Origin of the sequence: Rhizobium subbaraonis (genome assembly GCF_900220975.1) — a bacterium.
GTDB classification, from domain to species: domain Bacteria; phylum Pseudomonadota; class Alphaproteobacteria; order Rhizobiales; family Rhizobiaceae; genus Mycoplana; species Mycoplana subbaraonis.
The window spans coordinates 125,872-149,058 of record NZ_OBQD01000013.1 but is presented as its reverse complement, the minus strand read 5'-3'; the positions used below and the strand labels follow the sequence as shown (position 1 = coordinate 149,058).

Annotated in this window: 28 protein-coding genes, 3 tRNA genes, 3 pseudogenes and 1 riboswitch; of the genes and pseudogenes, 18 read left to right on the top strand and 16 right to left on the bottom strand. The window is 61.6% G+C overall.

From position 1 onward, the window contains the following. Positions 1–19 precede the first annotated feature (19 nt). The 6 genes from CRO48_RS20340 (at position 20) to ureG (ending at position 5,073) form a co-directional block, all read left to right on the top strand. Positions 20–667, top strand: a complete 648-nt coding sequence (locus CRO48_RS20340; RefSeq protein WP_176526832.1) for a Urease operon accessory protein — start codon at positions 20–22, stop codon at positions 665–667. 3 nt (positions 668–670) lie between these two features. Then, on the top strand, positions 671–2,380 hold the full coding sequence (gene ureC, locus CRO48_RS20335; RefSeq protein ID WP_097141686.1) for an urease subunit alpha: 1,710 nt from the start codon (positions 671–673) through the stop codon (positions 2,378–2,380). A 32-nt stretch (positions 2,381–2,412) separates the two neighbouring features. Next, positions 2,413–3,084, top strand: coding sequence for a TIGR02117 family protein (locus CRO48_RS20330; protein ID WP_097141685.1), 672 nt, complete (start codon positions 2,413–2,415; stop codon positions 3,082–3,084). Between the two features lie 13 nt (positions 3,085–3,097). After that, positions 3,098–3,613 (top strand): urease accessory protein UreE, encoded by a 516-nt coding sequence (gene ureE, locus CRO48_RS20325; RefSeq protein ID WP_097141684.1) that lies wholly within the window; start codon positions 3,098–3,100, stop codon positions 3,611–3,613. Positions 3,614–3,618: 5 nt separating this feature from the next. Then, entirely contained in the window at positions 3,619–4,290 is a 672-nt protein-coding gene (locus CRO48_RS20320) for an urease accessory protein UreF (protein WP_097141683.1), read from the top strand. A 168-nt stretch (positions 4,291–4,458) separates the two neighbouring features. Beyond that, positions 4,459–5,073 (top strand): urease accessory protein UreG, encoded by a 615-nt coding sequence (gene ureG, locus CRO48_RS20315; protein ID WP_097141682.1) that lies wholly within the window; start codon positions 4,459–4,461, stop codon positions 5,071–5,073. A gap of 285 nt (positions 5,074–5,358) precedes the next feature. On the opposite strand, the gene CRO48_RS31625 is transcribed toward ureG, so the two are convergent. Continuing rightward, positions 5,359–6,006, bottom strand: coding sequence for a M10 family metallopeptidase C-terminal domain-containing protein (locus CRO48_RS31625; RefSeq protein ID WP_407071944.1), 648 nt, complete (start codon positions 6,004–6,006; stop codon positions 5,359–5,361). A gap of 11 nt (positions 6,007–6,017) precedes the next feature. Then, positions 6,018–6,164 (bottom strand): annotated as a pseudogene (locus CRO48_RS33500) (hypothetical protein); the annotation flags it as partial. A 116-nt stretch (positions 6,165–6,280) separates the two neighbouring features. After that, a riboswitch (cobalamin riboswitch) is annotated at positions 6,281–6,497 on the top strand. A gap of 250 nt (positions 6,498–6,747) precedes the next feature. On the opposite strand from CRO48_RS33500, the gene nrdH reads away from it, so the two are divergent. The 5 genes and pseudogenes from nrdH to CRO48_RS20285 form a co-directional block, all read left to right on the top strand. Further along, on the top strand, positions 6,748–6,969 hold the full coding sequence (gene nrdH / locus CRO48_RS20305) for a glutaredoxin-like protein NrdH (protein ID WP_097141681.1): 222 nt from the start codon (positions 6,748–6,750) through the stop codon (positions 6,967–6,969). A 12-nt stretch (positions 6,970–6,981) separates the two neighbouring features. Continuing rightward, positions 6,982–7,389, top strand: a complete 408-nt coding sequence (gene nrdI / locus CRO48_RS20300; protein ID WP_097141736.1) for a class Ib ribonucleoside-diphosphate reductase assembly flavoprotein NrdI — start codon at positions 6,982–6,984, stop codon at positions 7,387–7,389. Further along, the gene (gene nrdE / locus CRO48_RS20295) at positions 7,386–9,590 is read left to right on the top strand and encodes a class 1b ribonucleoside-diphosphate reductase subunit alpha (protein WP_097141735.1); all 2,205 of its coding nucleotides are present in this window, start codon (positions 7,386–7,388) and stop codon (positions 9,588–9,590) included. Before nrdI ends, nrdE begins: the two co-directional genes overlap by 4 nt. Positions 9,591–9,604: 14 nt before the next feature. Then, the gene (gene nrdF / locus CRO48_RS20290) at positions 9,605–10,594 is read left to right on the top strand and encodes a class 1b ribonucleoside-diphosphate reductase subunit beta (RefSeq protein ID WP_097141680.1); all 990 of its coding nucleotides are present in this window, start codon (positions 9,605–9,607) and stop codon (positions 10,592–10,594) included. 66 nt (positions 10,595–10,660) lie between these two features. After that, positions 10,661–10,999: pseudogene (locus CRO48_RS20285) on the top strand (hypothetical protein); the annotation flags it as partial. Positions 11,000–11,105: 106 nt separating this feature from the next. Here the strand turns inward: CRO48_RS20285 and CRO48_RS20280 are convergent. The 6 genes from CRO48_RS20280 to CRO48_RS20255 form a co-directional block, all read right to left on the bottom strand. After that, the gene (locus CRO48_RS20280; RefSeq protein ID WP_097141679.1) at positions 11,106–11,336 is read right to left on the bottom strand and encodes a hypothetical protein; all 231 of its coding nucleotides are present in this window, start codon (positions 11,334–11,336) and stop codon (positions 11,106–11,108) included. Between the two features lie 102 nt (positions 11,337–11,438). Continuing rightward, complete coding sequence (locus CRO48_RS20275) at positions 11,439–11,696, bottom strand: hypothetical protein (protein ID WP_097141678.1); 258 nt, start codon at positions 11,694–11,696, stop codon at positions 11,439–11,441. A gap of 89 nt (positions 11,697–11,785) precedes the next feature. After that, positions 11,786–12,007: a hypothetical protein gene (locus CRO48_RS20270; RefSeq protein WP_097141677.1), complete on the bottom strand. Its 222-nt coding sequence runs from the start codon at positions 12,005–12,007 to the stop codon at positions 11,786–11,788. Between the two features lie 16 nt (positions 12,008–12,023). Continuing rightward, on the bottom strand, positions 12,024–12,266 hold the full coding sequence (gene rpsU, locus CRO48_RS20265) for a 30S ribosomal protein S21 (protein ID WP_097141676.1): 243 nt from the start codon (positions 12,264–12,266) through the stop codon (positions 12,024–12,026). Positions 12,267–12,291: 25 nt separating this feature from the next. Beyond that, positions 12,292–12,579 (bottom strand): cold-shock protein, encoded by a 288-nt coding sequence (locus CRO48_RS20260; RefSeq protein WP_141402083.1) that lies wholly within the window; start codon positions 12,577–12,579, stop codon positions 12,292–12,294. A gap of 107 nt (positions 12,580–12,686) precedes the next feature. Further along, positions 12,687–12,896: a cold-shock protein gene (locus CRO48_RS20255; protein WP_097141674.1), complete on the bottom strand. Its 210-nt coding sequence runs from the start codon at positions 12,894–12,896 to the stop codon at positions 12,687–12,689. Between the two features lie 404 nt (positions 12,897–13,300). Here CRO48_RS20255 and CRO48_RS20250 point away from each other — a divergent pair, with 404 nt between their 5' ends. Further along, on the top strand, positions 13,301–13,645 hold the full coding sequence (locus tag CRO48_RS20250) for a hypothetical protein (protein ID WP_097141673.1): 345 nt from the start codon (positions 13,301–13,303) through the stop codon (positions 13,643–13,645). A gap of 144 nt (positions 13,646–13,789) precedes the next feature. Here the strand turns inward: CRO48_RS20250 and CRO48_RS20245 are convergent. The 3 genes and pseudogenes from CRO48_RS20245 to CRO48_RS33265 all read right to left on the bottom strand — a co-directional run. Continuing rightward, a tRNA-Thr gene (locus CRO48_RS20245) sits at positions 13,790–13,865 on the bottom strand. A 51-nt stretch (positions 13,866–13,916) separates the two neighbouring features. Continuing rightward, positions 13,917–14,135, bottom strand: coding sequence for a type 2 periplasmic-binding domain-containing protein (locus CRO48_RS33270; protein ID WP_280952685.1), 219 nt, complete (start codon positions 14,133–14,135; stop codon positions 13,917–13,919). Between the two features lie 125 nt (positions 14,136–14,260). Beyond that, positions 14,261–14,863 (bottom strand): annotated as a pseudogene (locus CRO48_RS33265) (LysR family transcriptional regulator); the annotation flags it as partial. 132 nt (positions 14,864–14,995) lie between these two features. Between CRO48_RS33265 and CRO48_RS20235 the strand changes: the two are divergent. Next, positions 14,996–15,619, top strand: a complete 624-nt coding sequence (locus CRO48_RS20235) for an FMN-dependent NADH-azoreductase (protein ID WP_097141672.1) — start codon at positions 14,996–14,998, stop codon at positions 15,617–15,619. Positions 15,620–15,779: 160 nt separating this feature from the next. Then, complete coding sequence (locus CRO48_RS20230) at positions 15,780–16,055, top strand: hypothetical protein (RefSeq protein WP_097141671.1); 276 nt, start codon at positions 15,780–15,782, stop codon at positions 16,053–16,055. 90 nt (positions 16,056–16,145) lie between these two features. Here CRO48_RS20230 and CRO48_RS20225 read toward each other — a convergent pair whose 3' ends face one another. Further along, positions 16,146–17,021, bottom strand: a complete 876-nt coding sequence (locus tag CRO48_RS20225; protein ID WP_097141670.1) for a TrmH family RNA methyltransferase — start codon at positions 17,019–17,021, stop codon at positions 16,146–16,148. Positions 17,022–17,238: 217 nt separating this feature from the next. Between CRO48_RS20225 and CRO48_RS20220 the strand changes: the two genes are divergently transcribed. The 3 genes from CRO48_RS20220 to CRO48_RS20210 all read left to right on the top strand — a co-directional run bounded on the left by CRO48_RS20220 (position 17,239) and on the right by CRO48_RS20210 (position 19,482). Continuing rightward, positions 17,239–17,323, top strand: a tRNA-Tyr gene (locus CRO48_RS20220). Between the two features lie 26 nt (positions 17,324–17,349). Then, positions 17,350–17,423: transfer RNA gene (locus tag CRO48_RS20215), tRNA-Gly, on the top strand. Positions 17,424–17,649: 226 nt separating this feature from the next. Next, positions 17,650–19,482, top strand: coding sequence for a tyrosine-type recombinase/integrase (locus CRO48_RS20210; protein WP_097141669.1), 1,833 nt, complete (start codon positions 17,650–17,652; stop codon positions 19,480–19,482). A gap of 40 nt (positions 19,483–19,522) precedes the next feature. On the opposite strand, the gene CRO48_RS20205 is transcribed toward CRO48_RS20210, so the two are convergent. Together CRO48_RS20205 and CRO48_RS20200 are read right to left on the bottom strand one after the other, a co-directional pair. Beyond that, complete coding sequence (locus tag CRO48_RS20205) at positions 19,523–20,182, bottom strand: hypothetical protein (RefSeq protein ID WP_210202008.1); 660 nt, start codon at positions 20,180–20,182, stop codon at positions 19,523–19,525. 86 nt (positions 20,183–20,268) lie between these two features. After that, the gene (locus tag CRO48_RS20200; protein ID WP_176526830.1) at positions 20,269–20,892 is read right to left on the bottom strand and encodes a DsbA family protein; all 624 of its coding nucleotides are present in this window, start codon (positions 20,890–20,892) and stop codon (positions 20,269–20,271) included. 556 nt (positions 20,893–21,448) lie between these two features. Here CRO48_RS20200 and CRO48_RS32945 point away from each other — a divergent pair. Beyond that, positions 21,449–21,613: a DUF1403 family protein gene (locus tag CRO48_RS32945; protein ID WP_407071943.1), complete on the top strand. Its 165-nt coding sequence runs from the start codon at positions 21,449–21,451 to the stop codon at positions 21,611–21,613. Positions 21,614–21,762: 149 nt separating this feature from the next. Here CRO48_RS32945 and CRO48_RS20190 read toward each other — a convergent pair whose 3' ends face one another. Then, entirely contained in the window at positions 21,763–22,581 is an 819-nt protein-coding gene (locus CRO48_RS20190) for a DsbA family protein (protein WP_245423590.1), read from the bottom strand. Positions 22,582–22,609: 28 nt separating this feature from the next. Further along, positions 22,610–23,095: a signal peptidase II gene (gene lspA / locus CRO48_RS20185; RefSeq protein ID WP_097141666.1), complete on the bottom strand. Its 486-nt coding sequence runs from the start codon at positions 23,093–23,095 to the stop codon at positions 22,610–22,612. Between the last annotated feature and the right edge of the window lie 92 nt (positions 23,096–23,187).

Sequence of the window (23,187 nt, the reverse complement as noted above, 5' to 3'; positions counted from 1 at the left end):
CGAGATGGGGCGGCGGATCATGATCGTGGGCAACGGGGCGGTGGCGGAAGGAGCGGGCGCGATCATCGACGCCGCCGATTTCGTCGTCCGTTTCAACCTCAGCCGCAACACGGCCCGGTCGGGCCGGCGTACCGATGCCGTCGCCGTCTGCAACACCGGGCGCCCGGCCACCGAAATGCTCGACGGCCCGGAATGGCGCGACAGCGCCCCGGTGCGGGCTGCCTGCGAGATCTGGTCGGTGCGGGATCCCGAGAAATTCGCGTCCCTTCGCCCGCAACTCGCCGTCAGCCACCCCGAACTCGATGATTTCTGTGACGACCGCACGGAAGATTTCGCCCGCTTCGCCGCGGAGAACGGCAAGCGGCACCGGGTCATCCCCGCGCTCGTGCACGCGGCGGCCGATGCAGCACTCGCGCCCCATGCGCCCGGAGCCTATGTGGTGCCGAGCAGTGGTCTCGTCACGCTCTTCCAGGTGCTTACAGAGCCTGAATTCGCAGGCGCGGAGGTCGTTATGGCCGGTTTCAGCCATGAGGGCTGGGACGGCCATCCCTTTGCCGCCGAGCGCCGGCTCGTCGCCTCCCTTGCCGCTGCGGGACGCATCCGCCTGATGGACGCCTCTTCGCCTTCGCTTTTTCCGCCTTCGCTCTCGCCCTCCCAAGGAGCCTGACTCATGTCCTACAAGATGTCCCGCAAGGCTTATGCCTCGATGTTCGGCCCGACCACGGGTGACAAGGTGCGGCTTGCCGATACCGAGCTCTTCATCGAGGTGGAGAAGGACTTCACCACCTATGGCGACGAGGTGAAGTTCGGTGGTGGCAAGGTCATCCGCGACGGCATGGGCCAGAGCCAGGCCACGCGCGGTGAAGGTGCTGTCGATACCGTCATCACCAATGCGCTGATCGTCGATCACACCGGCATCTACAAGGCGGACGTCGGCCTGAAGGACGGTCGCATCCACGCGATCGGCAAGGCCGGCAATCCGGACACGCAGCCGGGCGTGACGATCATCGTCGGCCCCTCGACGGAAGCCATTGCCGGCGAGGGCAAGATCCTGACCGCCGGCGGCATGGACGCGCACATCCACTACATCTGCCCGCAGCAGATCGAGGAGGCGCTGATGTCAGGCGTTACCTGCATGCTCGGCGGCGGCTCCGGCCCGGCGCATGGCACGCTGGCCACCACCTGCACCGGTGCGTGGCATATCGAGCGGATGATCGAGAGCTTCGATGCGTTCCCGATGAACCTTGCGCTCGCCGGCAAGGGCAACGCCTCGCTGCCGGCACCGCTGGAGGAGATGATCCTTGCCGGCGCCTCCTCGCTGAAGCTGCACGAGGACTGGGGCACGACGCCGGCTGCGATCGACAACTGCCTGACGGTTGCCGATGCCTTCGATGTGCAGGTGATGATCCACACCGACACGCTGAACGAGAGCGGCTTCGTCGAGGACACGGTGGCCGCCATCAAGGGCCGCACCATCCATGCCTTCCACACCGAAGGAGCCGGCGGCGGCCATGCGCCCGACATCATCAAGGTCTGCGGCAATCCAAACGTCATCCCGTCTTCGACCAATCCGACGCGGCCCTACACGGTCAATACGCTGGCCGAGCACTTGGACATGCTGATGGTCTGCCATCACCTGTCACCGTCGATCCCCGAGGACATCGCCTTCGCCGAAAGCCGCATCCGCAAGGAAACGATCGCGGCGGAAGACATCCTGCACGATATCGGCGCGTTCTCGATCATCTCGTCCGACAGCCAGGCCATGGGCCGCGTCGGCGAAGTGGCGATCCGCACCTGGCAGACGGCCGACAAGATGAAGCGCCAGCGCGGCAAGCTGAAGGAAGAGACCGGCGACAACGACAATTTCCGCGTCCGCCGCTACATCGCCAAGTATACGATCAACCCGGCGATCGCCCATGGCGTTTCTCACGAGATCGGCTCGGTCGAAGTGGGCAAGCGCGCCGACCTCGTGCTCTGGAGCCCGGCTTTCTTCGGCGTGAAGCCGGAGATGGTGCTGCTCGGCGGCTCGATCGCAGCAGCCCCGATGGGCGATCCGAACGCCTCGATCCCGACGCCGCAGCCGATGCACTACCGGCCGATGTTTGCCGCCTACGGCAAGCTGCGCACCAATTCCTCCGTCACCTTCGTCTCCCAGGCCTCGCTCGACGGCGGGCTGGCGCAGCGGCTCGGCGTCGACAAGAAGCTGGTCGCGGTGAAGAATGTCCGGGGCGGTATCTCCAAGGCGTCGATGATCCACAACAGCCTGACGCCGCACATCGAAGTCGATCCCGAGACCTATGAGGTCCGCGCCGACGGCGAGCTCCTCACCTGCGAGCCGGCGACGGTGTTGCCGATGGCGCAGCGCTATTTCCTGTTTTGAGGCGCAGGTCGGCACGGGATGGAGCCTGATCGTTGAAGAAGGTCGTCTTCGGTTTTCTCGGTCTGATTGCACTGGTCGGGCTTGCCGTCGCCGTCGGGACGTTCGTCCCGCGACCGCTGTTTGAAACGCAGGCCTCGACGGCCCCGGCGGGGTCGACGCGAATCTTGCTGCTGTCCAATCCCATCCACTCCGACATCGCCATTCCGCTCGGGGTCGAAACGCGCACGGCCTTTGGCTTCCTCGGCGGATCGGGCATTCCGGTGGCCGATCCGGGCGCGGAGTGGCTGGTCATCGGCTGGGGCGGTCGTTCCTTCTATCTGGAAACGCCGACCTGGGCAGACCTGAAGCCGATGCCGGTCTTGCGCGCGCTGACGATCGACCGATCGGTGATGCACGTCGATGTTGCCGGTGGGATCGACGAGGCGCACCCGGCCGTGATGTCGCTGGATGTGAGTGCCGCGGATTTCCGTAGGCTTCTCAAGTTCATCGATGAAAGTTTTGCCGAAACCGGAGGCGAGGTGGTCGCCGTGCCGAATGCGGGCTATGGTGGCCATGATCGGTTCTTCGAGGCGAACGGCCACTTCAACGCCTTCGTCGGCTGCAACACCTGGACTGCCGCGGCATTGCGGGCGGCCGGATTGCGTACGGGCCTCTGGAACCCTCTGCCGCAGACGCTTGCCGTCTCCCTCGACGTCTTCAATTGACCGGAGTATCCCCATGCAGCACGTCCATTCCTATCGCCCGGCCGGCGAGGTCTCCGATCCGCCGGCCGACACCGTCACGCTGCCCTCGCACTTGCGCCACCTGCGCCGCAAGGTGCTGCACCTGTCGAACGGCGAGATGATCATGCTCGACCTGAAGGAGGCGGTGCTGTTCCATCACGGCGACCGGCTGGTGCTCGACAACGGCGAGACCGTCGAGATCCAGGCCGCGCCCGAGAAGCTGCTCGAGGTCAAGGCGCGCGACACCCTCCACCTGATCGAGCTCGCCTGGCACCTCGGCAACCGCCACCTGACGGCGCAGATCGAGGAAGGGCGCATCCTCGTTCCGCGCGACCATGTCATCCGCGCGATGCTGGAGGGGCTGGGCGCGACGGTCACCGACGTCGAAGCTGCGTTCCAGCCGGTGCGCGGCGCCTATCACGGCCATGGCGGGCATGATCACGGGCCCACCCACGGGCACGGCCACGATGACCACCATCATCACGGCCACGACCATCATCACCACGACTGAGCGGAATGGCTGAGGGCATCGATACCCGCGCACTGCTGCGGCTGATGGCATGGCTGTCGCCGGCGTTTCCCGTGGGCGGATTCGCCTGGTCCGGCGGGCTGGAGCGCGCGGTCGCCGACCGCATGGTGAGGGACGCGGGCGGCCTCTCTGCATGGCTCGGAACGCTGCTTTCGCATGGTTCGCTCTGGAACGATGCGCTCCTGTTCGCCGAGGCCTGGCGCCGGGTCGACGACGAGGCGGGACTGGCCGAACTGGCCGAGCTCGGGCTGGCGCTCGCCGGCTCGGGCGAACGTCATGCCGAGACGCTGTCGCTCGGTCGCGCCTTCGTCACCGCTGCTTCGGCCTGGCCCGATCCTGTGTTGGCGCGCCTGCCGCAGGACGTTCCCTATCCGGTCGCCGCCGGCGCCGTGGCCGCCGCCCATCGGCTGCCGGTCGTCGAGTCGCTCGCCGCCTACCTGCACGCCGCCCTGTCGCAGTCGGTTTCCGCCGGTATCCGGCTCGGCGTGTGCGGGCAGGCGGAAGGCGTGGCGATCCTGGCGGGGCTGGAGGAGGGGATTGCCGCCGTCTCCGCCTGTGCCGCCGCCAGCACGCTCGATGATCTTGGCGCTGCCACGGTCCACGCCGACATCGCCTCGCTGCGGCACGAGACACAGCATTCGCGGCTGTTCCGGTCTTGACGTCGCGCCAGACGCGCCGGCGGATTGGGGAGAAGTCGTAAACGCGAGCAGAGGGAGTGATCCATCCTTGTCCGCCGTCAGCTGTGCACCTTGCCGCACCCCTCTTCACCATTGCGTCAGCACCCCACCACGCTATTCTCGAACAAAGGCATATCGAAAGGACATCCCATGAAATCGGCAAACGGCCCATTGCGCGTCGGCATCGGCGGCCCAGTGGGCTCGGGCAAGACGGCACTGACGGAGAAGCTGTGCAAGGCGATGCGCGAGCGCTTCTCGGTCGCGGTCGTCACCAACGATATCTATACGCGCGAGGACGCTGAGGCGCTGGTGCGCATGCAGGCGCTGTCGTCCGACCGGATCGTCGGCGTCGAGACCGGCGGCTGCCCGCACACGGCGATCCGCGAGGACGCGACGATCAACCTGCAGGCGATCGCCGACCTCAACCGCCGCTTCCCGGACCTCGACGTCGTCTTCATCGAATCGGGCGGCGACAACCTCGCGGCGACGTTTTCGCCGGATCTCGCAGATATCACCATCTATGTGATCTCCACCTGCCAGGGTGAGGAGATCCCGCGCAAGGGGGGGCCCGGCATCACCCGTTCCGACCTGCTGGTGATCAACAAGAAGGACCTCGCTCCCTATGTCGGCGCCGATCTCGACGTCATGACCCGTGACGCAAACCGCATGCGGGAGCAGAAGCCTTTCGTCTTCACCGACATGAAGCGCGGTGAGGGCGTAGAGCGCATCGTCGACTTCCTGACACTGGAGGGCGGGCTGGCGTAGAGCGCGCCTTGCCTTGCAGACGATCTTCAGGTCGGCCAGCGCCTTTGTCGGCTAGGGCAGGCGGCGCCCGGAATGCAAGATGTGGGCATGGGCCAGGTGCAGGGAGGTCGTTGCGGCAGGAGCCGTGAACGGAGGACCGTCCGGGGCAGGGGCAGGGGCAGGGGCAGGGGCAGGGGCAGGGGCAGGGGCGAGGCCACGTTCTCTGGCAGGAAATGTCACCGGGAGACGAAGCGCGATCCCGGTGACCGTGGCACTTGGCCGAATTCTACAATCCGGCCGACGCCGTCAAAGCAGGAAGTCGCCCTTCTCGAAGGTGTAGAGCTTGTCGACGTGGATGGCGAAGTCGGCCTTCTTGTCACCGTCGACGTCGGCATAGATGGAGGTGCTGCCGTTCTTCTTGCTAAAGCGCAATTCGCCGGCGTCGCCACTGAAACCCTTCGATCCGATGAAGCTGAACGCCTGGTCGCCCCATCCGTAGATGTCCCCGTCGATCGCCTTCAGGTCGATGCGGTCTCCCTTCGAGAAGTCGTAGATCGTGTCGCGGCCGGAAGACTTGACGGTCGAATCTGTCAGTTCCTTGAATACGAAGACGTCCTTGCCCTTGCCGCCATAGAGGGCGTCCGCGCCCTTGCCGCCGATCAGCGTGTCGTTGCCGCGATTGCCCTTGAGCATGTCCTTGCCGACGCCACCGCTCAGGACGTTGGACTTGCTGTCGCCGCTCAGCCTGTCGGTATGGCTGGAGCCGGTCAGGTTCTCGATGGAGTTGTAGGTATCACCCTTGGCGTCGCCCTTGTTGATGGAGGGCTTGGCGAGGCTTGCGTTAACGCCCGCTGATGCGCCTTCGTAGGAAGCCGTGTCCTTGCCCTTGCCGCCGTAGAGCTTGTCTGCGCCCGGGCCGCCGTTGAGGACGTCGTTCCCGGCCTCCCCGTACAGCGGTCCTTTCCGGCGCCGCCATAGGGGAAGTCGCTTCCGCCGCGTCCGTAGAGCTTGTCTGCGCCCTTGGCGCCGAACAGCCAGTCGGTCTTTGAACTGCCCTTCAGCGTAAAGCCGCTGCTGACGGGATTGGAAAACTCGAAGCTGGCCGCGCCCATGAACAGGCCATATCCCTCCACGGCCTTCATGATGAGCGGGACCGTCCGGTTCTCATCGGTTCGTATGAAAACGTTGATAACCAATCATAGTCGTTGACGCATTTTTCACCTCGTCTACTATATGTTGTGTTCGAGGTTCCTTCGATTCGAAAGGATCGAAGGCTAAGACGGGAATCCGGGGCGGCCATGATGGCCGCGACAATCCGGAGCTGCCCCCGCAACTGTACGCGGCGAGCGTTCGTTCAAAAATCCACTGAGGCGCAGAAGCCTTGGGAAGGGGAACGGATGCGGCGACCCGCAAGCCAGGAGACCTGCCTCGCACATGAACGTCCACGGGCGGGGTGTCCGGTTGGCGAGCGTTGGGTTGTGCATGATGCCGCCCGCCGTCTCCCCCGATATCCCGCGGAAATGCCTCGGGGTGAAGCCATGTCGATCCTGTCTCCAATACCTCCGCGCGAGTAAGCGGCGCTCCGCGTCCGGCCGTCCCTAAGGCGGTCGACCATCTCATTGCCATTCGCCGAACGGTCATCGCGGGGTGACCGGCCGACCTGTCATGTCCAATTGCCTGATCAAGAGGAAACCCATGTCCATCACCGTCTATTCCAAGCCCGCCTGCGTTCAGTGCAGCGCGACCACCCGTGCATTCGATCGCCAGGGCATCGACTACAGCGTGGTCGACGTCTCTGAGGATGCGGATGCCTTCGCGCTCGTTCAGGGGCTCGGCTATCGTCAGGTGCCTGTGGTCATCGCCGGGGAGCAGCACTGGTCGGGCTTCCGCCCGGACATGATCCGTGCGCTGGCGTGAAGGCGAATGGCGGTGGGCGGGCTCGTCTATTTTTCCACACGGTCGGAAAACACCCATCGCTTCGTCCAAAAGCTTGGCCTTGCAGCCTGCCGCATTCCCCTTCGCGCCGATGAGACGCTGAAGGCAAAGGCGCCATTTGTGCTCATCGTGCCGACCTATTGCGGCGACGACGGTCATGGGGGCGCCAGGGGTGCCGTCCCCAAACAGGTGATCCGCTTCCTCAACGATGCGGAAAACCGCGGAAACCTTCGCGGCGTGATTGCCGCGGGCAACAGCAACTTCGGCGAGACCTTCGCGATCGCCGGCGACGTCATCTCCGCCAAGTGCGGGGTGCCGTATCTCTATCGCTTCGAGCTTTTGGGGACTGCGGAAGACGTCGCCAATGTCAAAGACGGACTGGAACGATTTTGGACACGATGAATACTTTGGCGCCGCGGGATGCGGGGGAAGAACCGCTTCACACCTTCTCTCATCCCGCGGGCGACAAGTCGGCGAAGACCCCCGAGATCACGGCGCTGGATTACCACGCGCTGAACGCGATGCTGAACCTCTATGACGAGCAGGGAAAGATCCAGCTCGACAAGGACCGCATGGCGGCCAAGCAGTATTTCCTCCAGCACGTCAATCAGAACACCGTCTTCTTCCATAACCTCAGGGAAAAGCTCGATTATCTTGTCTCGGAAGGTTACTACGAGCAGGAGGTGCTCGATCAGTATTCCTTCAATTTCGTACGCGACCTGTTCGACCACGCCTACGACAGGAAGTTCCGCTTCCCGACCTTCCTCGGAGCTTTCAAATACTACACGTCCTATACACTGAAAACCTTCGACGGGAAGCGTTACCTTGAGCGTTACGAAGACCGTGTCTGCATGGTGGCGCTGGCCTTGGCGCGCGGCAACGAGGCGTTTGCGCGCGATCTCGTCGACGAGATCATTTCCGGCCGCTTCCAGCCCGCAACGCCGACCTTCCTCAATGCCGGCAAGAAGCAGCGCGGCGAGCTTGTCTCGTGCTTCCTGCTGCGCTTAGAGGACAACATGGAGAGTATCGGCCGCTCGATCAACTCGGCGCTCCAGCTTTCCAAGCGCGGCGGCGGCGTCGCGCTGTCATTGACGAACCTTCGCGAGATGGGCGCGCCGATCAAGCAGATCGAGAACCAGTCGTCCGGCGTCATTCCGGTGATGAAGCTGCTGGAAGACAGCTTCTCCTACGCCAACCAGCTCGGCGCGCGGCAGGGAGCGGGAGCGGTCTATCTGCACGCCCATCACCCCGACATCATGCGCTTCCTCGACACCAAGCGCGAGAATGCCGACGAAAAGATCCGCATCAAGACGCTGTCGCTCGGCATGGTCATTCCCGACATCACCTTCGAACTCGCCAAGAATAACGAGGACATGTACCTCTTCTCGCCGCACGACGTGGAGCGCGTCTACGGCATGCCCTTCACCGAGATTTCGGTGACGGAAAGGTACCGCGAGATGGTCGAGGACGGCCGCATTCGCAAGAAGAAGATCAAGGCGCGCGACTTCTTCCAGGTCATCGCGGAGATCCAGTTCGAGAGCGGCTACCCCTACATCATGTTCGAGGATACCGTGAACCGGGCGAACCCCATCGCCGGCCGCATTTCCATGAGCAACCTCTGCTCGGAGATCCTTCAGGTCAGCGAGGCGAGCAAGTTCAACGACGACCTCTCCTACGCGAGGATGGGCAAGGACATTTCCTGCAATCTCGGCTCGCTCAACATCGCAGCCGCGATGGACTCACCCGATTTCGGCCAGACGATTGAGACCTCGATCCGCGCGCTGACGGCCGTCTCCGAGATGAGCCACATCTCCTCGGTCCCCTCCGTCGAGAAGGGCAACGACGACAGCCACGCCATCGGCCTCGGCCAGATGAACCTGCACGGCTATCTCGCACGTGAGCGCATCTTCTACGGCTCGGAGGAAGGCATCGATTTCACCAACATCTATTTCTATACGGTGACCTACCACGTCATCCGCGCCTCCAACCGGCTGGCCGTCGAGAAGGGCGTCAGCTTCAAGGGCTTCGAGAACTCGAAATACGCCTCCGGCGAGTACTTCGACAAATACACGGAAGCCAAATGGCTGCCCGCGACGGAGAAGGTGCGCGGCATCTTCGAAGAGGCCGGCATCCACATCCCTACGCAGCAGGACTGGCAGGAGCTGAGGAAGGCGGTCATGGAAGGCGGCCTCTACAACCAGAACCTTCAGGCCGTGCCGCCGACGGGCTCGATCTCCTATATCAACCACTCGACCTCCTCGATCCACCCGATCGTTTCGAAGATCGAGATCCGCAAGGAAGGCAAGATCGGCCGCGTTTACTACCCCGCCGCTTTCATGACCAACGACAATCTCGACTACTACCAGGACGCCTACGAGATCGGGCCGGAGAAGATCATCGACACCTATGCGGCAGCCACCCAGCACGTCGACCAGGGCCTGTCGCTGACGCTGTTCTTCCGCGACACGGCAACGACCCGCGACATCAACCGGGCGCAGATCTACGCATGGAAGAAGGGCATCAAGACCATCTATTACATCCGCCTTCGCCAGATGGCGCTGTCCGGCACGGAAGTGCAGGGCTGCGTGTCGTGCGCGCTGTGACATCGGGGAAGACCATGAACATCCAAATGAAGACCAAAGCTCCGAAGGCGGCCGCCACCGTGCGCGCCATCAACTGGAACCGCATCGAGGACGACAGGGATCTCGAAGTCTGGAACCGCCTCACCGGCAATTTCTGGCTGCCGGAAAAGGTACCGCTGTCCAACGACATTCCCTCCTGGGCGACGCTGAAGCCGGAGGAGCAAAAGCTGACCATCCGCGTCTTCACCGGCCTCACCCTGCTCGACACGATCCAGAACGGCGTCGGTGCGGTCGGACTGATGGCGGATTCCGCCACGCCGCATGAGGAAGCCGTCCTCTCGAACATCGCCTTCATGGAAGCCGTGCACGCACGCTCCTATTCCTCGATCTTCTCCACGCTTTGCTTGACGCCCGACGTCGACGACGCCTATCGCTGGTCTGAGGAAAACGAGTTCCTGCAGAGGAAATCGGCACTGATCATGGAGCAGTACGCTTCGGCCGATCCTCTGAAGAAGAAGGTCGCATCCGTCTTTCTCGAGAGCTTCCTGTTCTACTCCGGCTTCTATCTGCCGATGTACTGGTCAAGCCGCGCCAAGCTCACCAACACTGCGGACATGATCCGCCTCATCATCCGCGACGAGGCCGTGCACGGCTACTATATCGGCTACAAGTTTCAGCGCGGCATCGAGCGTCTGAGTCCCCAAAAGCAGCAGGACCTCAAGGATTTCTCCTTCGATCTGCTGCTGGAGCTCTACGACAACGAGGCGAAATACACCGAGGAGCTCTATGACGGCGTCGGCCTTACCGAGGACGTCAAGAAGTTCCTGCACTACAATGCCAACAAGGCGCTGATGAACCTCGGCTACGAAGCGCTCTTCCCGCCGGAAGCCTGCAAGGTCAACCCGGCGATTCTCTCGGCGCTGTCACCCAATGCAGACGAGAACCACGATTTCTTTTCAGGCTCCGGCTCCTCCTATGTCATCGGCAAGGCGGTGGCGACCGAGGACGAGGACTGGGATTTCTAGGCGGCGTCGCATTTGCCTCCAGCGTGAAGGGGGCAAAGATTTCGGAGGCGCAGTTTCTGTCACCCCGTCGTCCAGCACTATATCGCAGAAGAAGTGTCGCCGACCTATTGCCGAATGAATTCCATCTCCGACAGCTTCACCGCTGCCGGACGCACGCAGGTCAACGTGATCTGGGAACTTGTCGCGGAGGCCATCGAAGGTGGGCGTACGCGCTACACCAACCGCGTGACGTCACATCCGACCGATGCGTTTATGAGCTTCGTAGATCAGCATGGCCAGACCTTCGAGCAGGCGGCGGCCGCCCGCCAGGCAGCCGGCGGAGACCACAATCGCCGGGAGACGCCGATGTTTGCGGCAAGTATCGCCCGCAGGGCACAGGCCCGGTTGCGGGGCAAGGCCGCCTAGTCTCGTCGCAAATCGTCGGCGTGCGGATCAACGGCGGCGCCTTCGCCAATCGAAGGGGCCGCCTTTCCTGGCTGGCGGTCCACCGCCATCCGCGGCAGCGCGCTACCTACCGCCGTTTTCGGCCGATTTTTCCTGTACGCACGGTCTTCTGGTTCTCGTAGGAGGCAAGGATATGATGATCCGCCAGCATGGCAACTGCCGTACACACCTCCACCTCATCCCAGCCCGCCTGCATCGCTTGCCACACGATCTGTTGGAACGGGCCTTCGAGCGCCTCCTCGCATTCGAGAAGCCGGTCTGACGTGCAGTCCTGGTGTGGAGGGGAAATGTGGGCCAATGACGCCTCCTTCTGGGGGAATTCCTTCCTGACCGTCCAAATGGGCTGGATGCGGCGATCTGGTGGCTGTCGCCACCTGGGAAGTTCGTTGACGGCGGCAGGCTATTGCATCGGATCCGGATAACGGCTCGAATAGAACTCGGCATGAAATTCTAGACTGAACTCCGCCAGGATTTCGCCAGTACCATCGTAAATTCGCACCGAATATGGACGCGCCTCGTCGGGAAGGCCGCCCAATGCCATCGCGGCAAGCGCTTTTCTCGCCTGCGTTACGGCCGATCCATAATCCTGCAGATCGCATATGGCATCCGGACCGGACGCGCCATCACAGTCCGTCGTGGCAAACGAGAATTGCGGCATGCGCTCTCCCACTTCTGTTCCATCAGAACGAATGCCTGGGCCCGTCGGTTTCATCGAGCAGCCAGTCTGAGGCGCGTAGATATTCGCTCTTACTTCTTTTTCGACGTGCGCGATTTCGGCTTCTGTGCGACCGGCTCATCCACCCGCTCGCCGGCTTGCGCCTCCCGAAGCAGGCGAAGGCGTTCTGTTTTCAATGCACGTTTCACCGCCTCCGCAGCGATTATGTCCCGGGCGGCGGCGTTCGTCTGAGCAGCTTTCTCTTCCGCCGACGATTTGGTCCGCTTGAAGAATTCCTCTTTGGTGGCGGCCATTCAATCCTCCTTGTCGTCAGCGGCTTGAGGCGCGGGGTTTCTTCTTGGGGGCTGGCAGCAAACCTTCGCGCTGGGCCTTCTTGCGCGCAAGCTTACGGGCACGCCGAACGGCCTCGGCCTTTTCGCGGACTCGCTTCTCGGACGGCTTCTCGAAGGAGCTGCGGGCCTTCATCTCGCGGAAGATGCCCTCGCGCTGCATCCGCTTTTTCAGGACGCGCAATGCTTGTTCGATATTGTTGTCTCTGACGATAACTTGCAAGATATCTCCTGATGCAGTCTGGCTGCTATTTCCTGGTTCTGATCGCGTTGGTCTTGACCCAGCTTCCGATTCCGCCGTTGTCTGCTACGCGGTGGGGCCGGTGCGCAGTTGTTGCCGACACGACCGTATCGATCTCGTCCTGCTCGATGCTGCGCTCAAAATTCTCGCTCGAAAACTGCACCCGATATCGGAGTGAGCCGTTCGTTTCCGGCAGTTGGGATACGATCCGTCCCGTTCCCTGCGGCTGCGTGCTTCCGAGCACTCGGGCTTTCAAAATAACGGTGTCGCCCGGACGATATTGATGTCTTGGCATGAGAACTCCCATTGCCGAAAAATAAAAGGCCGGGCGTTAACCCGACCTCTCAGTTTCACTCATCTACGCTGCCAGTACATCCGTGGTCAGCGCGACCGAGTGATAGTTCAAGCAGCCTGCAGGTTGTCAGCGGAATTCTTTCCGGACTTGCGGTCTTGAACGATGTCGAAGCGAACCTTCTGTCCGTCGACGAGCGAACCAAGACCGGCACGCTCAACCGCGGAGATATGGACAAACACGTCGGTGCTGCCGTTGTCAGGCTCAATGAAGCCGAAGCCCTTGGTGGCGTTGAACCACTTAACTGTACCAGTATTCATAACGATTTCCTTTCGAAGCAATCGCTGTTGTTCCCGACATGCCTTGCGGGATTAGATCGATGTGTTGAGAGGAAATCCGACGGGAGCGAAGCTCTGGACCGGCGTCACAAGCAATGGTCGATGGCCAATATATAAACTCAATTTGGAATATTACAATGGTGCCATCGCCTTTTATTGGGAAGCTTCGCCGCGAAAGGTTTGTAAGATCTTGGTTTTGTGAAGAAGTTTATTTCCCAGAACGCTCGCGCAGGCCCTCGCGCGCTGGACGAGGGCCACGCCGGAAGCGTCGGAAAGAAAGACCGGCGTGAATGCCGCCGACTCACCGCCGGCATGGGCACGCGCCGCTTGACGTGATCACGCATTTGGCTTGTTCTGTGGTTTCCGGCAAACCGGAGGGACACTGAATGGGCTACAGCGAGCAGGAGCGTGAAAGAGCGTTGCGCGAAGTGCCGATTTCCGTTCCAGACCCCGAGGAATGGCCCGAAGGGATTCGCCAAATCGGCATATCGGAGTTGAACAATCTCGGGATCGACAGGAAAGGCGCGTTCTATTGGAATGGTCGGTTGCTCAAGGTTCAGAAATTGCTCGTCCTGTCCTGGTGGCAGAAGGCTTCTGCTGTCATCGTGACGGTCACGGCCGCGCTTGTCGCCTTGAGCACAATCATTCAGGGGGTTGCCGCTTACAACGCTTGGGCATGCACCGTCGGATGGCTGGCGGTTTGCCCGGCCGTTCCGCCAGTTCCGAGTTGAGCCCGCTTCCCATCACTGGACGCGGGCTTTTCTGCGCCATGGAACGGCCGGAAATTCAGGAGAATCCCCGAAAAACAAGGTAATTGCGGAAAGTGATGGCGCATGAAAAAGGGGCTAGGGCTCACCCTAACCCCTTGAAATTGTTGGTGCCCCCACCAGGACTCGAACCCGGGACCCCCTGATTACAAATCAGGTGCTCTACCAACTGAGCTATAAGGGCACTCGGGGAGGGAGTAGCATATTCTTTCCGGCTGTAAAGCGAAAAATGCCCTCAGATCGTCCAGTCGAGACTGGCCGGCGTCGGCGAAACGGTTTCCTTGCACATTTGGACGGTGTGGGGCAGCGTTTCGGCGAGGAAGTCGATCAGGGCGCGGACCGCCGGCAGCATTCCGTGACGGGAGGTGAAGGCGGCATGCATGCTCGACTGCGGGGAACCCCATCGGGGGAGAACGGGGGTGAGCACGCCGGCGCGGAAACCTCTTTCGGCGATGGTGTCCGGCAGCAGCCCGACGCCGATACCTTCGATCGCTGCGCGTTCGAGGATGCCGAATCGATGCAGGAGAGGACCGGATTATGGGCGACGTCGCGAAAGGCGCCGGCGTCGTCGACGAGCGTCCAGATGGCGCGGCCCGGATTTTCCTGCATCGCGATCGTCGGCATCTGCGCCAGGTTTTCGAAAGTGATCGGGCCATGGCGCGCGATGAATGCCGGGCTTGCCGCCAATAGCTGGCGCGTGTCGCCGAATTTGCGAACCACGATCGACTGGTCGCCGTCATAGCTGGCCCGCACCCTCAGCGCGACGTCGACACGCTCCTCGATCAGATCGACGGGGCGATTGGTCATCAGGATCGCCAGGCGGATATCGGGAAAGCGCTTGAGAAACGTCGGCAGGATGTTTGCAAGGATCGGTGCAAAGCCAGGTGGCATCGCCAGCCGTACCGGACCGGCCGGTTCCGACTTGGCTGCGGCGATGACAGCTTCCGCCGCGTCCACTCCGGCAAGTATCGTCTCGCAGCGCTCGTAGAACGTCTGGCCGATATCGGTCACGCGCAGCTTGCGGGTCGAGCGCTCCAGCAGACGCACGCCGAGCTGCTCCTCAAGCTGTGCAACACGCTTGGAGATTTTGGATTTCGGCACGCCGAGGGCATTGGCGGCAGCCGTGAACCCCCTGTGCTTCACGACGGCGGCGAAAAGGGCGAGGTCGTTCAGGTCCTGCATGGGGCTTCCTTTCGGGCGATCGCCATTATTGTTTCTGCAGGGAAACAGTCAATTGGATTTGGGCCGGCTAATCGGCTGATTGTTTTCGCGACATATAGGTGTCAACCGAATTCAACACAGAGGCACCACATCATGAACGTCCTCCATATCGACTCCGGCATTCTCGGAGACCACTCCGTGTCCCGTCGCCTGACGGCAGCGATCGTGGCGCAGATCAAGGCCGACGATCCGTCCGCAACCGTCACTTATCGCGACCTCGTCGCCGAGGCGCTTCCGCACCTGACCGGCGCCCATCTGATGGCCGCCAACGCCAAGCCTGGCGAACTGGATGCGCAGGTTGCAGCCGACGTGAGGAACAGCGCCATCGTCCTCGATGAGTTCCTCGCCGCCGATACGATTGTCGTCGGCGCGCCGATGTACAATTTCTCGCTGCCGAGCCAGCTGAAGGCATGGATCGATCGCATTGCCGTGGCGGGAAAGACCTTCCGCTACACCGCGAATGGTCCGGAGGGACTTGCCACCGGCAAGAAGGTGATCGTCGTCTCCACCCGCGGCGGCCACTACAGCAGCGGGCCGGCCGCGGCCATGGACCATCAGGAAAGCTACCTGACGGCGGTGTTCGGCTTCATCGGCATCACCGACGTCGAGTTCGTCCGTGCGGAGGGCCTGAACCTCGGCGCCGACCAGAAGGCGACGGCCATTTCCGAGGCCGAAGCGACGATCTCCGGCCTCGGCTCGCTGAAGCTGGCAGGCTGAGAACTGCCGGACTGAACGCGTCGAGCGGAATTTTAGGGCCCGTGGGACAGTCGTCCGGCGGGCCTGTTGCCGTGTTCCGAGACGCGCGGCGGCTCGTTGTCTCGACAGCCGCGGGAAAGGGGCTACACTGTCGGGTGGAGAGGGTACGCGGAGGCGATCGATGCGGCTCTTGCTTTGCCTGCTGGTATTTCTGCTTGCTTTGGTGGACGCTGCCGCGTGGGCGGCGGATGCGGCGCAGCACACCGGCTGCACCTGTCGCAACCGCGATGGCAGCCGCCATCAGCTGGGAGCGGTGGCGTGCCTCAATGTCGATGGCCGGCGCTATCTCGCCCGCTGCGAGATGGCGCTGAACGTCCCCAACTGGAAGAAGGTGCAGGACGAATGCCCCGCGGCGGCTACCACGGGGCAGCCCGCGGCTACGCCTGCTGCCTTGTGAGTCCGGTTGCGTGACGCCCGCCGCTCCCACGCGAATGCGTCGGCGACGCGTATACGCTGGTCGGTCTATCCTCTGGTCGCAGGGCGGGGACTATTTTGCCAGAAACTGTCGCGCCGCATAGAGTGCGATGGCCGCGGCGTTCGAAACGTTCAGCGACTTGATCGCGCCCGGCATGTCGAGGCGGGCCAGCGCCTTGCAGGTTGCTCTCGTCTTCTGCCGCAAGCCCTTGCCCTCCGATCCGAGCACCAGCGCGACCTTGTCGCCTGAAAGCGTGGCCTCGAACGGCGCCGGTCCTTCCGAATCTAGACCGATCGACGTGAAGCCGAGCGCGTGCAGTTCCTCCAGAGCGTCCGCAAGGTTGGTGATCTGGATGTAAGGGATCAGTTCGAGCGCGCCGGAGGCCGATTTTGCGAGCACGCCCGATTCGGTGGGGGAGTGGCGCATGGTGGTGATGACGGCGCCGGCGCCAAAGGCAACCGCCGTGCGCAGGATCGCGCCGACATTGTGCGGATCCGTCACCTGATCGAGCACGAGGATCAGCGGGCTCTCCTTGAGCGCGCCAAGCCTGCGAACCGGCAGCGGTCGGGTCTCGAGCATCACGCCTTGATGGATCGCCTCCGGCCCGAGGATCTTGTCGATATCGGACGGCAAGACGTTTTCCACAGGATAGGGAAGTGTTGCCGGGTCGGGCAGGTCGAGGCGCTGGGCGGCATTCTGCGTGACCGAAAGGCGGATGATCTGCCGTTCCGGATTGTCGAGTGCGGCACGCACCGTATGAAGGCCATAGAGAAACACCTGGTCGGGCGCGAGCGCCGGCGCCTTCCAGCCTTCCGCCTGCTTGTGGCGGCGGTCGCTCTTCGGCGTCGGTATTTCGCCACGTTCGCGCTTCTGGTCGCGATGCGCGCGCCGAAGCTTTGCGTAATGGGTGTCTTTGGCGCTCTTGCCGCCAGCGTCATCTTTGCTCATAGCGCCTTATAGCTGCCGGTGCGGATTGCGCAATTCCATTGATCGTGCCGGGGGCGGGGAAGGCGATGCATTTTTTCCCAACTTTTTCCAAGGCACTGTGTTGACAGGAAGAAACGGGGCGGTCATATACCCGGCGCAGATTGAGGGGGCGCACTGCTCCGGCAGAAACAAGACTTCGATCTGAACATACTTGGTCGCTTGATCCCGACGGAATAATGGAGGGATGCCCGAGTGGTTAAAGGGGACGGACTGTAAATCCGTTGGCTCAGCCTACGTTGGTTCAAATCCAACTCCCTCCACCATTCTGTCACGAGGATCGGACCACGCCGCGGGTATAGCTCAATGGTAGAGCAGCAGCCTTCCAAGCTGAATACGCGGGTTCGATTCCCGCTACCCGCTCCATCATGGCTTCCGCCGAATTCCATGGAATTCTGCAAGCCATTGAAATTGGAAGGATAATCGCCTTATTGCAGTCCAGTGACGTCCACCGGAAACCACCCACAGCCACCCCAAAATGGTACATTAGATGGTACATCAAAGCGGGCGCTGACGGTTCCGGATTGTTGCTGGAGGTGTGAGGCGAGCGAGCCAAAAATCCGGCCCTGACCTAAAAATCAGGAGTTGGAACATGGCACTTACCGACGTCGTCATTCGACAGGCTAAGAAATCCGCCAAGGGCTACACGATCAACGATTCGGACGGTCTGTCTCTGTTCGTTGCGGCGAACGGCGTGAAATCGTGGCACTATCGCTACATCTGGGCCGACAGGCGCAGGCGTCTTTCACTCGGGACCTATCCCGAACTCAGCCTTCAGCAGGCGCGCGCTCTCCGTGACGAAGCCAACGCGGTCCTCGCGGGGGGAAACGATCCGCAGGTTCATCGCGAAGAAAAAAGGCGCGCGCTCTCAAGTTCCGATAGCAATACCTTCCGGGTCGTCTATCAACGATGGTTCGAGCGCCGGTCGCTTGCGCTCAAGGAAGGGCGTCAAACGACGCTGACCCAAATCCGGCGCATCTTCGCGAAGGACGTCCTGCCCAAGCTCGGCAAGCGGCCGATCCGCGAGATCAGGCGGCATGACCTTCTTGCCGTTGTCGACCGTATCGAGCGCCGCAAGAGTTTCTCCGTCGCGGACAAGGTACGGACATGGCTGAACCAGATGTTCCGCTATGCGCTCGTCGTGGTGCCGGATATGGAAAACAACCCCGCATCGGATCTCGATGCCGTTGCCGCTCCTCAGCCGCCGGTGCGGCACAACCCCTATCTGCGGATGGAAGAGCTTCCCGCCTTCCTGCGCATGGTGCGAAACTATCCCGGTGCGCTGCCGACACAGTTGGGCCTGCGGCTCCTGATGCTGACGGGCGTCAGAACCGGGGAGTTGCGGCTGGCGACCCCGGACCAGTTCGATCTCGGCAAGGGATTGTGGATCATCCCGCCGGAGATCGTGAAGCAGCTGCAACTGGAAATGCGCAAGCGCCGGAAGAGCCCCCGCGATGTTCCGCCCTACATCGTGCCGCTGTCGGTGCAGGCGATCGAGGTCGTCAGGCATATGCTGAAACTTGCCGCGCCAGCGCAGCGCTATCTGTTCTCCCATGCCTGGAATCCGCGAAAGCAGATGAGCGAAAACACGCTCAACGCGGCACTGAAACGCCTTGGCTATCAGGATCGACTGACCGGACACGGCATCAGGGCGACTATCTCGACAGCCCTCAACGAAATCGGCTATCCGAAAATCTGGGTCGACGCGCAGCTTTCCCATGCCGATCCCGACAAGGTCAGTTCCGCCTATAATCACGCCGAATATGTCGACCAACGCCGGCGCATGATGCAGGACTGGGCGGATCGGCTGGACCTGTTCGAGCAGGGCAGGGTCGAACAGGCGAGCCGGAACCTTCCTGGCGCGCTTGTTCTTTCCGCCCAAAAGGGATCCGATATCGTGCTGACGGGTGAGGATCCGGTATTCGCAAGCACAGCGGCTGGAAACGAACGAGACGACAGCGCTCCGACGATCAGCCGGCTCCCGGCGGTTCCGCCGCAAAAGCCTGCTCTCGGGGAGGCAATCACTGACGTCCAGCGAGAACGTCTTGAGATGCTGGAAATATTCAACGCCCCTCAGAACCTGTCGGTGGTGGATTTTGCCAAGGCAGTCGGCAAGGCCAGGCAGTCGGTCAACTACGATGTCCGGGCGGGCAAACTCCTTGCCCTCACTTTGGGCAATCTTGGCCGTCGAATTCCGGATTGGCATCTTGATCCGCTCAAGGACAGGTTCATACAGGCGATTCTGACGCACGGATGGAATTTGGATAGCTGGCAGGTCTACCACTTACTGGCGCGCCCCTGTGACGACTTGGACGGGGTTTCTCCGATCGAGGCGGTGACGCATGCGAACTTCCACGACGCGGTCATGGCCGTGTGCCTTGCGATGAGGCAGGACCAGGGGAAGAGCCTCGCCCGGACAGGATGACTGGTATCGATGCGGGAGCCGTTGGCTCCCGCAACTTTTATTATTGACCCCTGGACAAAAGGGCTACTCGCGCGTGCTCGCGCCAGAACGGATCGACCAATTGTCCCTCAAGGTTATCGGCATCAAGGTGAAGGTGCCTAGCTGTCGTGAAATTGTCCCATCCTGACTGGAAGGATCCCTCGCTGTGGAGGGTGGAGGACTGCTTGATGATGTCTCGCGCCTCTTGTTCCGAGGAGACGGGACGGCACCAGTCGATACGGCTGCCGCGCGTCCGGCCGGCAAGGACGAGCCGCTTCTGCTCGTCGCGAATATAAATCATATCGGGTGAAAAGCCGACGGCGTCCTCGGGAAGATCGAAGCTGTGTTCCCGAATGCGGGTTTCCGCCAAAGTCATGGCATCGCCGATAAGGCCGCGCTCGCCGAGGAAAAAGCCGTAGCTTATCTGCCATGTTCCGAAGATCGGATTGTCTTCCATGAATGACAGTTCTCCCGAACATGAGATGCGAAATTGCCGCCAGAAGGCGTCCTCGCGGATATAGGTGCCTTTCTGGTAGGGGGTGACGATATGCGGAACACCCTGGAAATTGATGATTTGCAAGCTCATGATATGCGCTCCTGAATATGCCGGAAGACGCATTTGCCCGAAAGGCGTGCTCCCGGGCGGTTGATGATCGATGGTTGACGAGTCTGCATCCTCCATCTTGCGATGGCGTTCGCCGGGCGGATGCTGTGCGAACGGGGTCGATCAGCGCCGAGGGGCCGGCGCCGAAGCCTTGAAGATCGCGGCTACCTGGGCTCGCCGACGATGTCGGCAGGCAGTTTTTCGCCGGCGCGCGCCGATATCTCGTCCGCCGAAACCAGATCTAACGCGGAGAGCAGTGCATCGCCGTCGACGGGGCCGGGCAGGAGCAGGGATTTCCCCGTTTCGCTGTCGCGTATCTTGACCGTCGGCGTCGCGTCGATCTTCTCGGCTGCGGCTGCTTGCATCTGGGCACGAACGACGGATTTGGCGCGGTCGCTGGTTACGCAGGCTTTGACGGTGGGCGTGATACCAGAATAGGTGACGCCGGGCGGCAGGCCGCGGCCATCGCTGCGGGTATGGCGATAAATCCATGTAGCCGCGTCCCAGAAGGCCGCGTGACCTTCAGCTTCGCCGACACATTCGGCCATGAGAGCGAGTTCAGTCGCCGCCGGCTCATGAATGGGTAGCGGCAGGTGGCTCCACTCCAGCATCGTGTCCGGATGTTTGTCGATCCAGGACTTGAGGAGAGGGAAGTAGGTCTTGCAGTAGGGGCATTCCAGATCGGCATGGAGGGTCAGCGTATACCGAGCACCGGCTTTCCCGTAGAGCCAGGGCGGTCCGGGGGGAAATACTCCAAAACCACGACCTGTATCTGCAAGCAGGCTCAACTGCGATGCCGGCCGATCGGCAAGGTGCCAAGCCAGGAGCCCAAGGGGTGCAAGTAGAATTACGCCAAGCAAGACTGCTCCCCAGCCAAAGGGTTGGTGCGACGGTAGAGGATTTGGCATGATCGGCTCCCAAGATGGGTCGCAGCGGGGCGAGACAGCCCACGCATCGAGATCAATGGAGCATGTCAGTCCGTGGCGCGGGACAAACAATCCGGATCGCGTCGCGTCCGAATTGTTTGGATGGAAGCCATTTTCAGTCTCAGGCCCGAGCCAGTGACAGGCCGCTTGCTCGCTTCACAAAGCGCTCGACCGACGATTTGCATGTAGATTCCGGGTGAAGCAGGTAGGTTGTGAGATAGCGCCGGGATCTTCGTAATTTCACTATAGTCAGTGAAATGAATGATAATGCATTATCGGATGTTTTATGTGGGGGGCATGACGTGCGGTTTTCTGTGATATCGGTAGCCTAAACCGCGCACGTAATCTGTGCTCCTTCGTGTGGAGTTGCTCGCTCCTTCCGCGCCAATGACCCTGACTTGGTCACCCGCCCACCAGGGTGGGCAGGTTCGAACCGCCTCGATACGGATCAATCCGACACTGCGTCTTTACTGGTATTGCGCTGAAATCGCTTGACGATCTGATCCGTGCTGATCCGCCATGGCTTGGCTGCTGGCGTGATCGCCTCGCCCTCAAATCTGCCGCGAACGTTTCTGCACGATGACGGAATTTCACCGGTGAGGGGCTCGATGTCTTTGGTCGACCCTGGAGGCGGACCCGAGTGCTGCCGCTTATCCTTGGCGCCCGGCGCGATGCGCAATCCAGGACAAGCGCTGGCTGAGTGGGGTCGATCGCAGTGAAGGTAGTGAACTTTTACTTTCGCACAGCCTTTATCGCCCCTCTGAGGGGGGCTACTCCGACCGCCCCCTGTATGACGCTATCTCCCACGATAAAGGTTGGTGTGCCGGTGAGGCCGAGACGCTGTGCGAGCGCGAGATTCTTGGCAATGATCGCCTCGACTTCCTTGCCAGCCGCCTCATCTTCCAGCCGCCGGCGATCCGCCCCTAACTCCTGCGCCAGTTCCATGGCGCGCCGACCGTCAGCGCGTCCCTGCAGGCCAATCAGTTTCTTGTGGAACTCTCCTGCGACGGTCGCGCCCATCAACCGCTTCACCGCAAGTCCCACTTTCGCAGCCTCGACAGACTGTTCGCCCAGGATCGGAAAATCCTTCAACACAACACGCAGGTTCGGATCGCTCGCGACCAGAGCCTGGACATCGGGTGCGGCGCGTTTGCAGTAGCCGCAATTGAAGTCGAAGAATTCCACCAGCGTCACGTCACCATCGGGATTTCCCATCACCAAATCGTTTTCCGACTGAAACAGAGCATTTTGCTCTGCAGCGACGGCGGAAGCTCGAGCCTTGGCTTCAGCCTCCTGTGCTCGTGTTTGCAGGACCCCCAAAGCCTCTTCGATTATCTCGGGGTTCTCAAGAATGTAATCTCGAACGATCTGCTCGATCTGCGACTTGTCGGCCGGGTCGGCGACTGCCAGCGAGTGGGATACTATCAAAGCTGCGATGAGCGTGAAGGTAAAGCGAAGCAAGCGCATCAGCCTGCGTACCGTGTGGGTTAACGAGAATGCCTTCGGGTAAAGTCCAGCGCGCGAGAAGGCTCCATTGATCAGGTGGGGCATTCGGTTCTCCCTTCGTAGATTGTAGCGGCTAGCCGGGCGAAACATCGCGGCCATCGCGCTTCACATGGTTTTCAAAGATGAGGCTCTCAACCAGCAACAGCACGGCGCCGCAAACGACGCCGACATCGGCCATGTTGAAAGCTGGCCAGTGCCATTCGCCGAGATAGAAATCCAGAAAATCCGTAACGCCGCCATGGCGCAGCCGATCGACGACATTTCCGGCGGCCCCTCCAGAAATAAGGCCAAGCGCTACGCCAGACACGCGTGATTCCGCGCGCCGCATCCAGATGAGCAACATGGTTACGATAGCCGCCGCGATGGCGACGAGCAACCACGGCGACGCATCGCCCAATAATCCGAAGCTGACGCCTGTGTTTCGACCGAGAACGATGTTGAAAAAGCTGGTAATCGGGATCACCCGTGGCGGATGCATCAGATGGGTGACGATCCACCATTTCGTCACCTGATCGACCACAAACCATATGAAGCAAACCGACAGTCCAAGACGCATCATGTTCTCATTTTTCCCTAGGAATCGCTCGCGCAATCTTGCTCGGTCTGGAATCGGCCGGCATGGTGGATGCCCCTCAGCTGGCAGGACGGAGT

Coding starts and splice junctions, on each gene's coding strand:
- nrdE (WP_097141735.1), top strand. CDS start 7,386: ATGAATACTTTGGCGCCGCGGGATGCGGGGGAAGAACCGCTTCACACC.
- ureE (WP_097141684.1), top strand. CDS start 3,098: ATGCAGCACGTCCATTCCTATCGCCCGGCCGGCGAGGTCTCCGATCCG.
- CRO48_RS20230 (WP_097141671.1), top strand. CDS start 15,780: ATGCGGCTCTTGCTTTGCCTGCTGGTATTTCTGCTTGCTTTGGTGGAC.
- CRO48_RS20190 (WP_245423590.1), bottom strand. CDS start 22,581: ATGCCCCACCTGATCAATGGAGCCTTCTCGCGCGCTGGACTTTACCCG.
- CRO48_RS20270 (WP_097141677.1), bottom strand. CDS start 12,007: ATGGCCGCCACCAAAGAGGAATTCTTCAAGCGGACCAAATCGTCGGCG.
- CRO48_RS20250 (WP_097141673.1), top strand. CDS start 13,301: ATGGGCTACAGCGAGCAGGAGCGTGAAAGAGCGTTGCGCGAAGTGCCG.
- ureC (WP_097141686.1), top strand. CDS start 671: ATGTCCTACAAGATGTCCCGCAAGGCTTATGCCTCGATGTTCGGCCCG.
- CRO48_RS20235 (WP_097141672.1), top strand. CDS start 14,996: ATGAACGTCCTCCATATCGACTCCGGCATTCTCGGAGACCACTCCGTG.
- CRO48_RS20210 (WP_097141669.1), top strand. CDS start 17,650: ATGGCACTTACCGACGTCGTCATTCGACAGGCTAAGAAATCCGCCAAG.
- nrdF (WP_097141680.1), top strand. CDS start 9,605: ATGAACATCCAAATGAAGACCAAAGCTCCGAAGGCGGCCGCCACCGTG.
- CRO48_RS20320 (WP_097141683.1), top strand. CDS start 3,619: ATGGCTGAGGGCATCGATACCCGCGCACTGCTGCGGCTGATGGCATGG.
- CRO48_RS20260 (WP_141402083.1), bottom strand. CDS start 12,579: ATGCCAAGACATCAATATCGTCCGGGCGACACCGTTATTTTGAAAGCC.
- CRO48_RS20205 (WP_210202008.1), bottom strand. CDS start 20,182: ATGGAGGATGCAGACTCGTCAACCATCGATCATCAACCGCCCGGGAGC.
- lspA (WP_097141666.1), bottom strand. CDS start 23,095: ATGATGCGTCTTGGACTGTCGGTTTGCTTCATATGGTTTGTGGTCGAT.
- CRO48_RS20255 (WP_097141674.1), bottom strand. CDS start 12,896: ATGAATACTGGTACAGTTAAGTGGTTCAACGCCACCAAGGGCTTCGGC.
- CRO48_RS20275 (WP_097141678.1), bottom strand. CDS start 11,696: ATGCCGCAATTCTCGTTTGCCACGACGGACTGTGATGGCGCGTCCGGT.
- CRO48_RS20225 (WP_097141670.1), bottom strand. CDS start 17,021: ATGAGCAAAGATGACGCTGGCGGCAAGAGCGCCAAAGACACCCATTAC.
- ureG (WP_097141682.1), top strand. CDS start 4,459: ATGAAATCGGCAAACGGCCCATTGCGCGTCGGCATCGGCGGCCCAGTG.
- nrdH (WP_097141681.1), top strand. CDS start 6,748: ATGTCCATCACCGTCTATTCCAAGCCCGCCTGCGTTCAGTGCAGCGCG.
- CRO48_RS20340 (WP_176526832.1), top strand. CDS start 20: ATGATCGTGGGCAACGGGGCGGTGGCGGAAGGAGCGGGCGCGATCATC.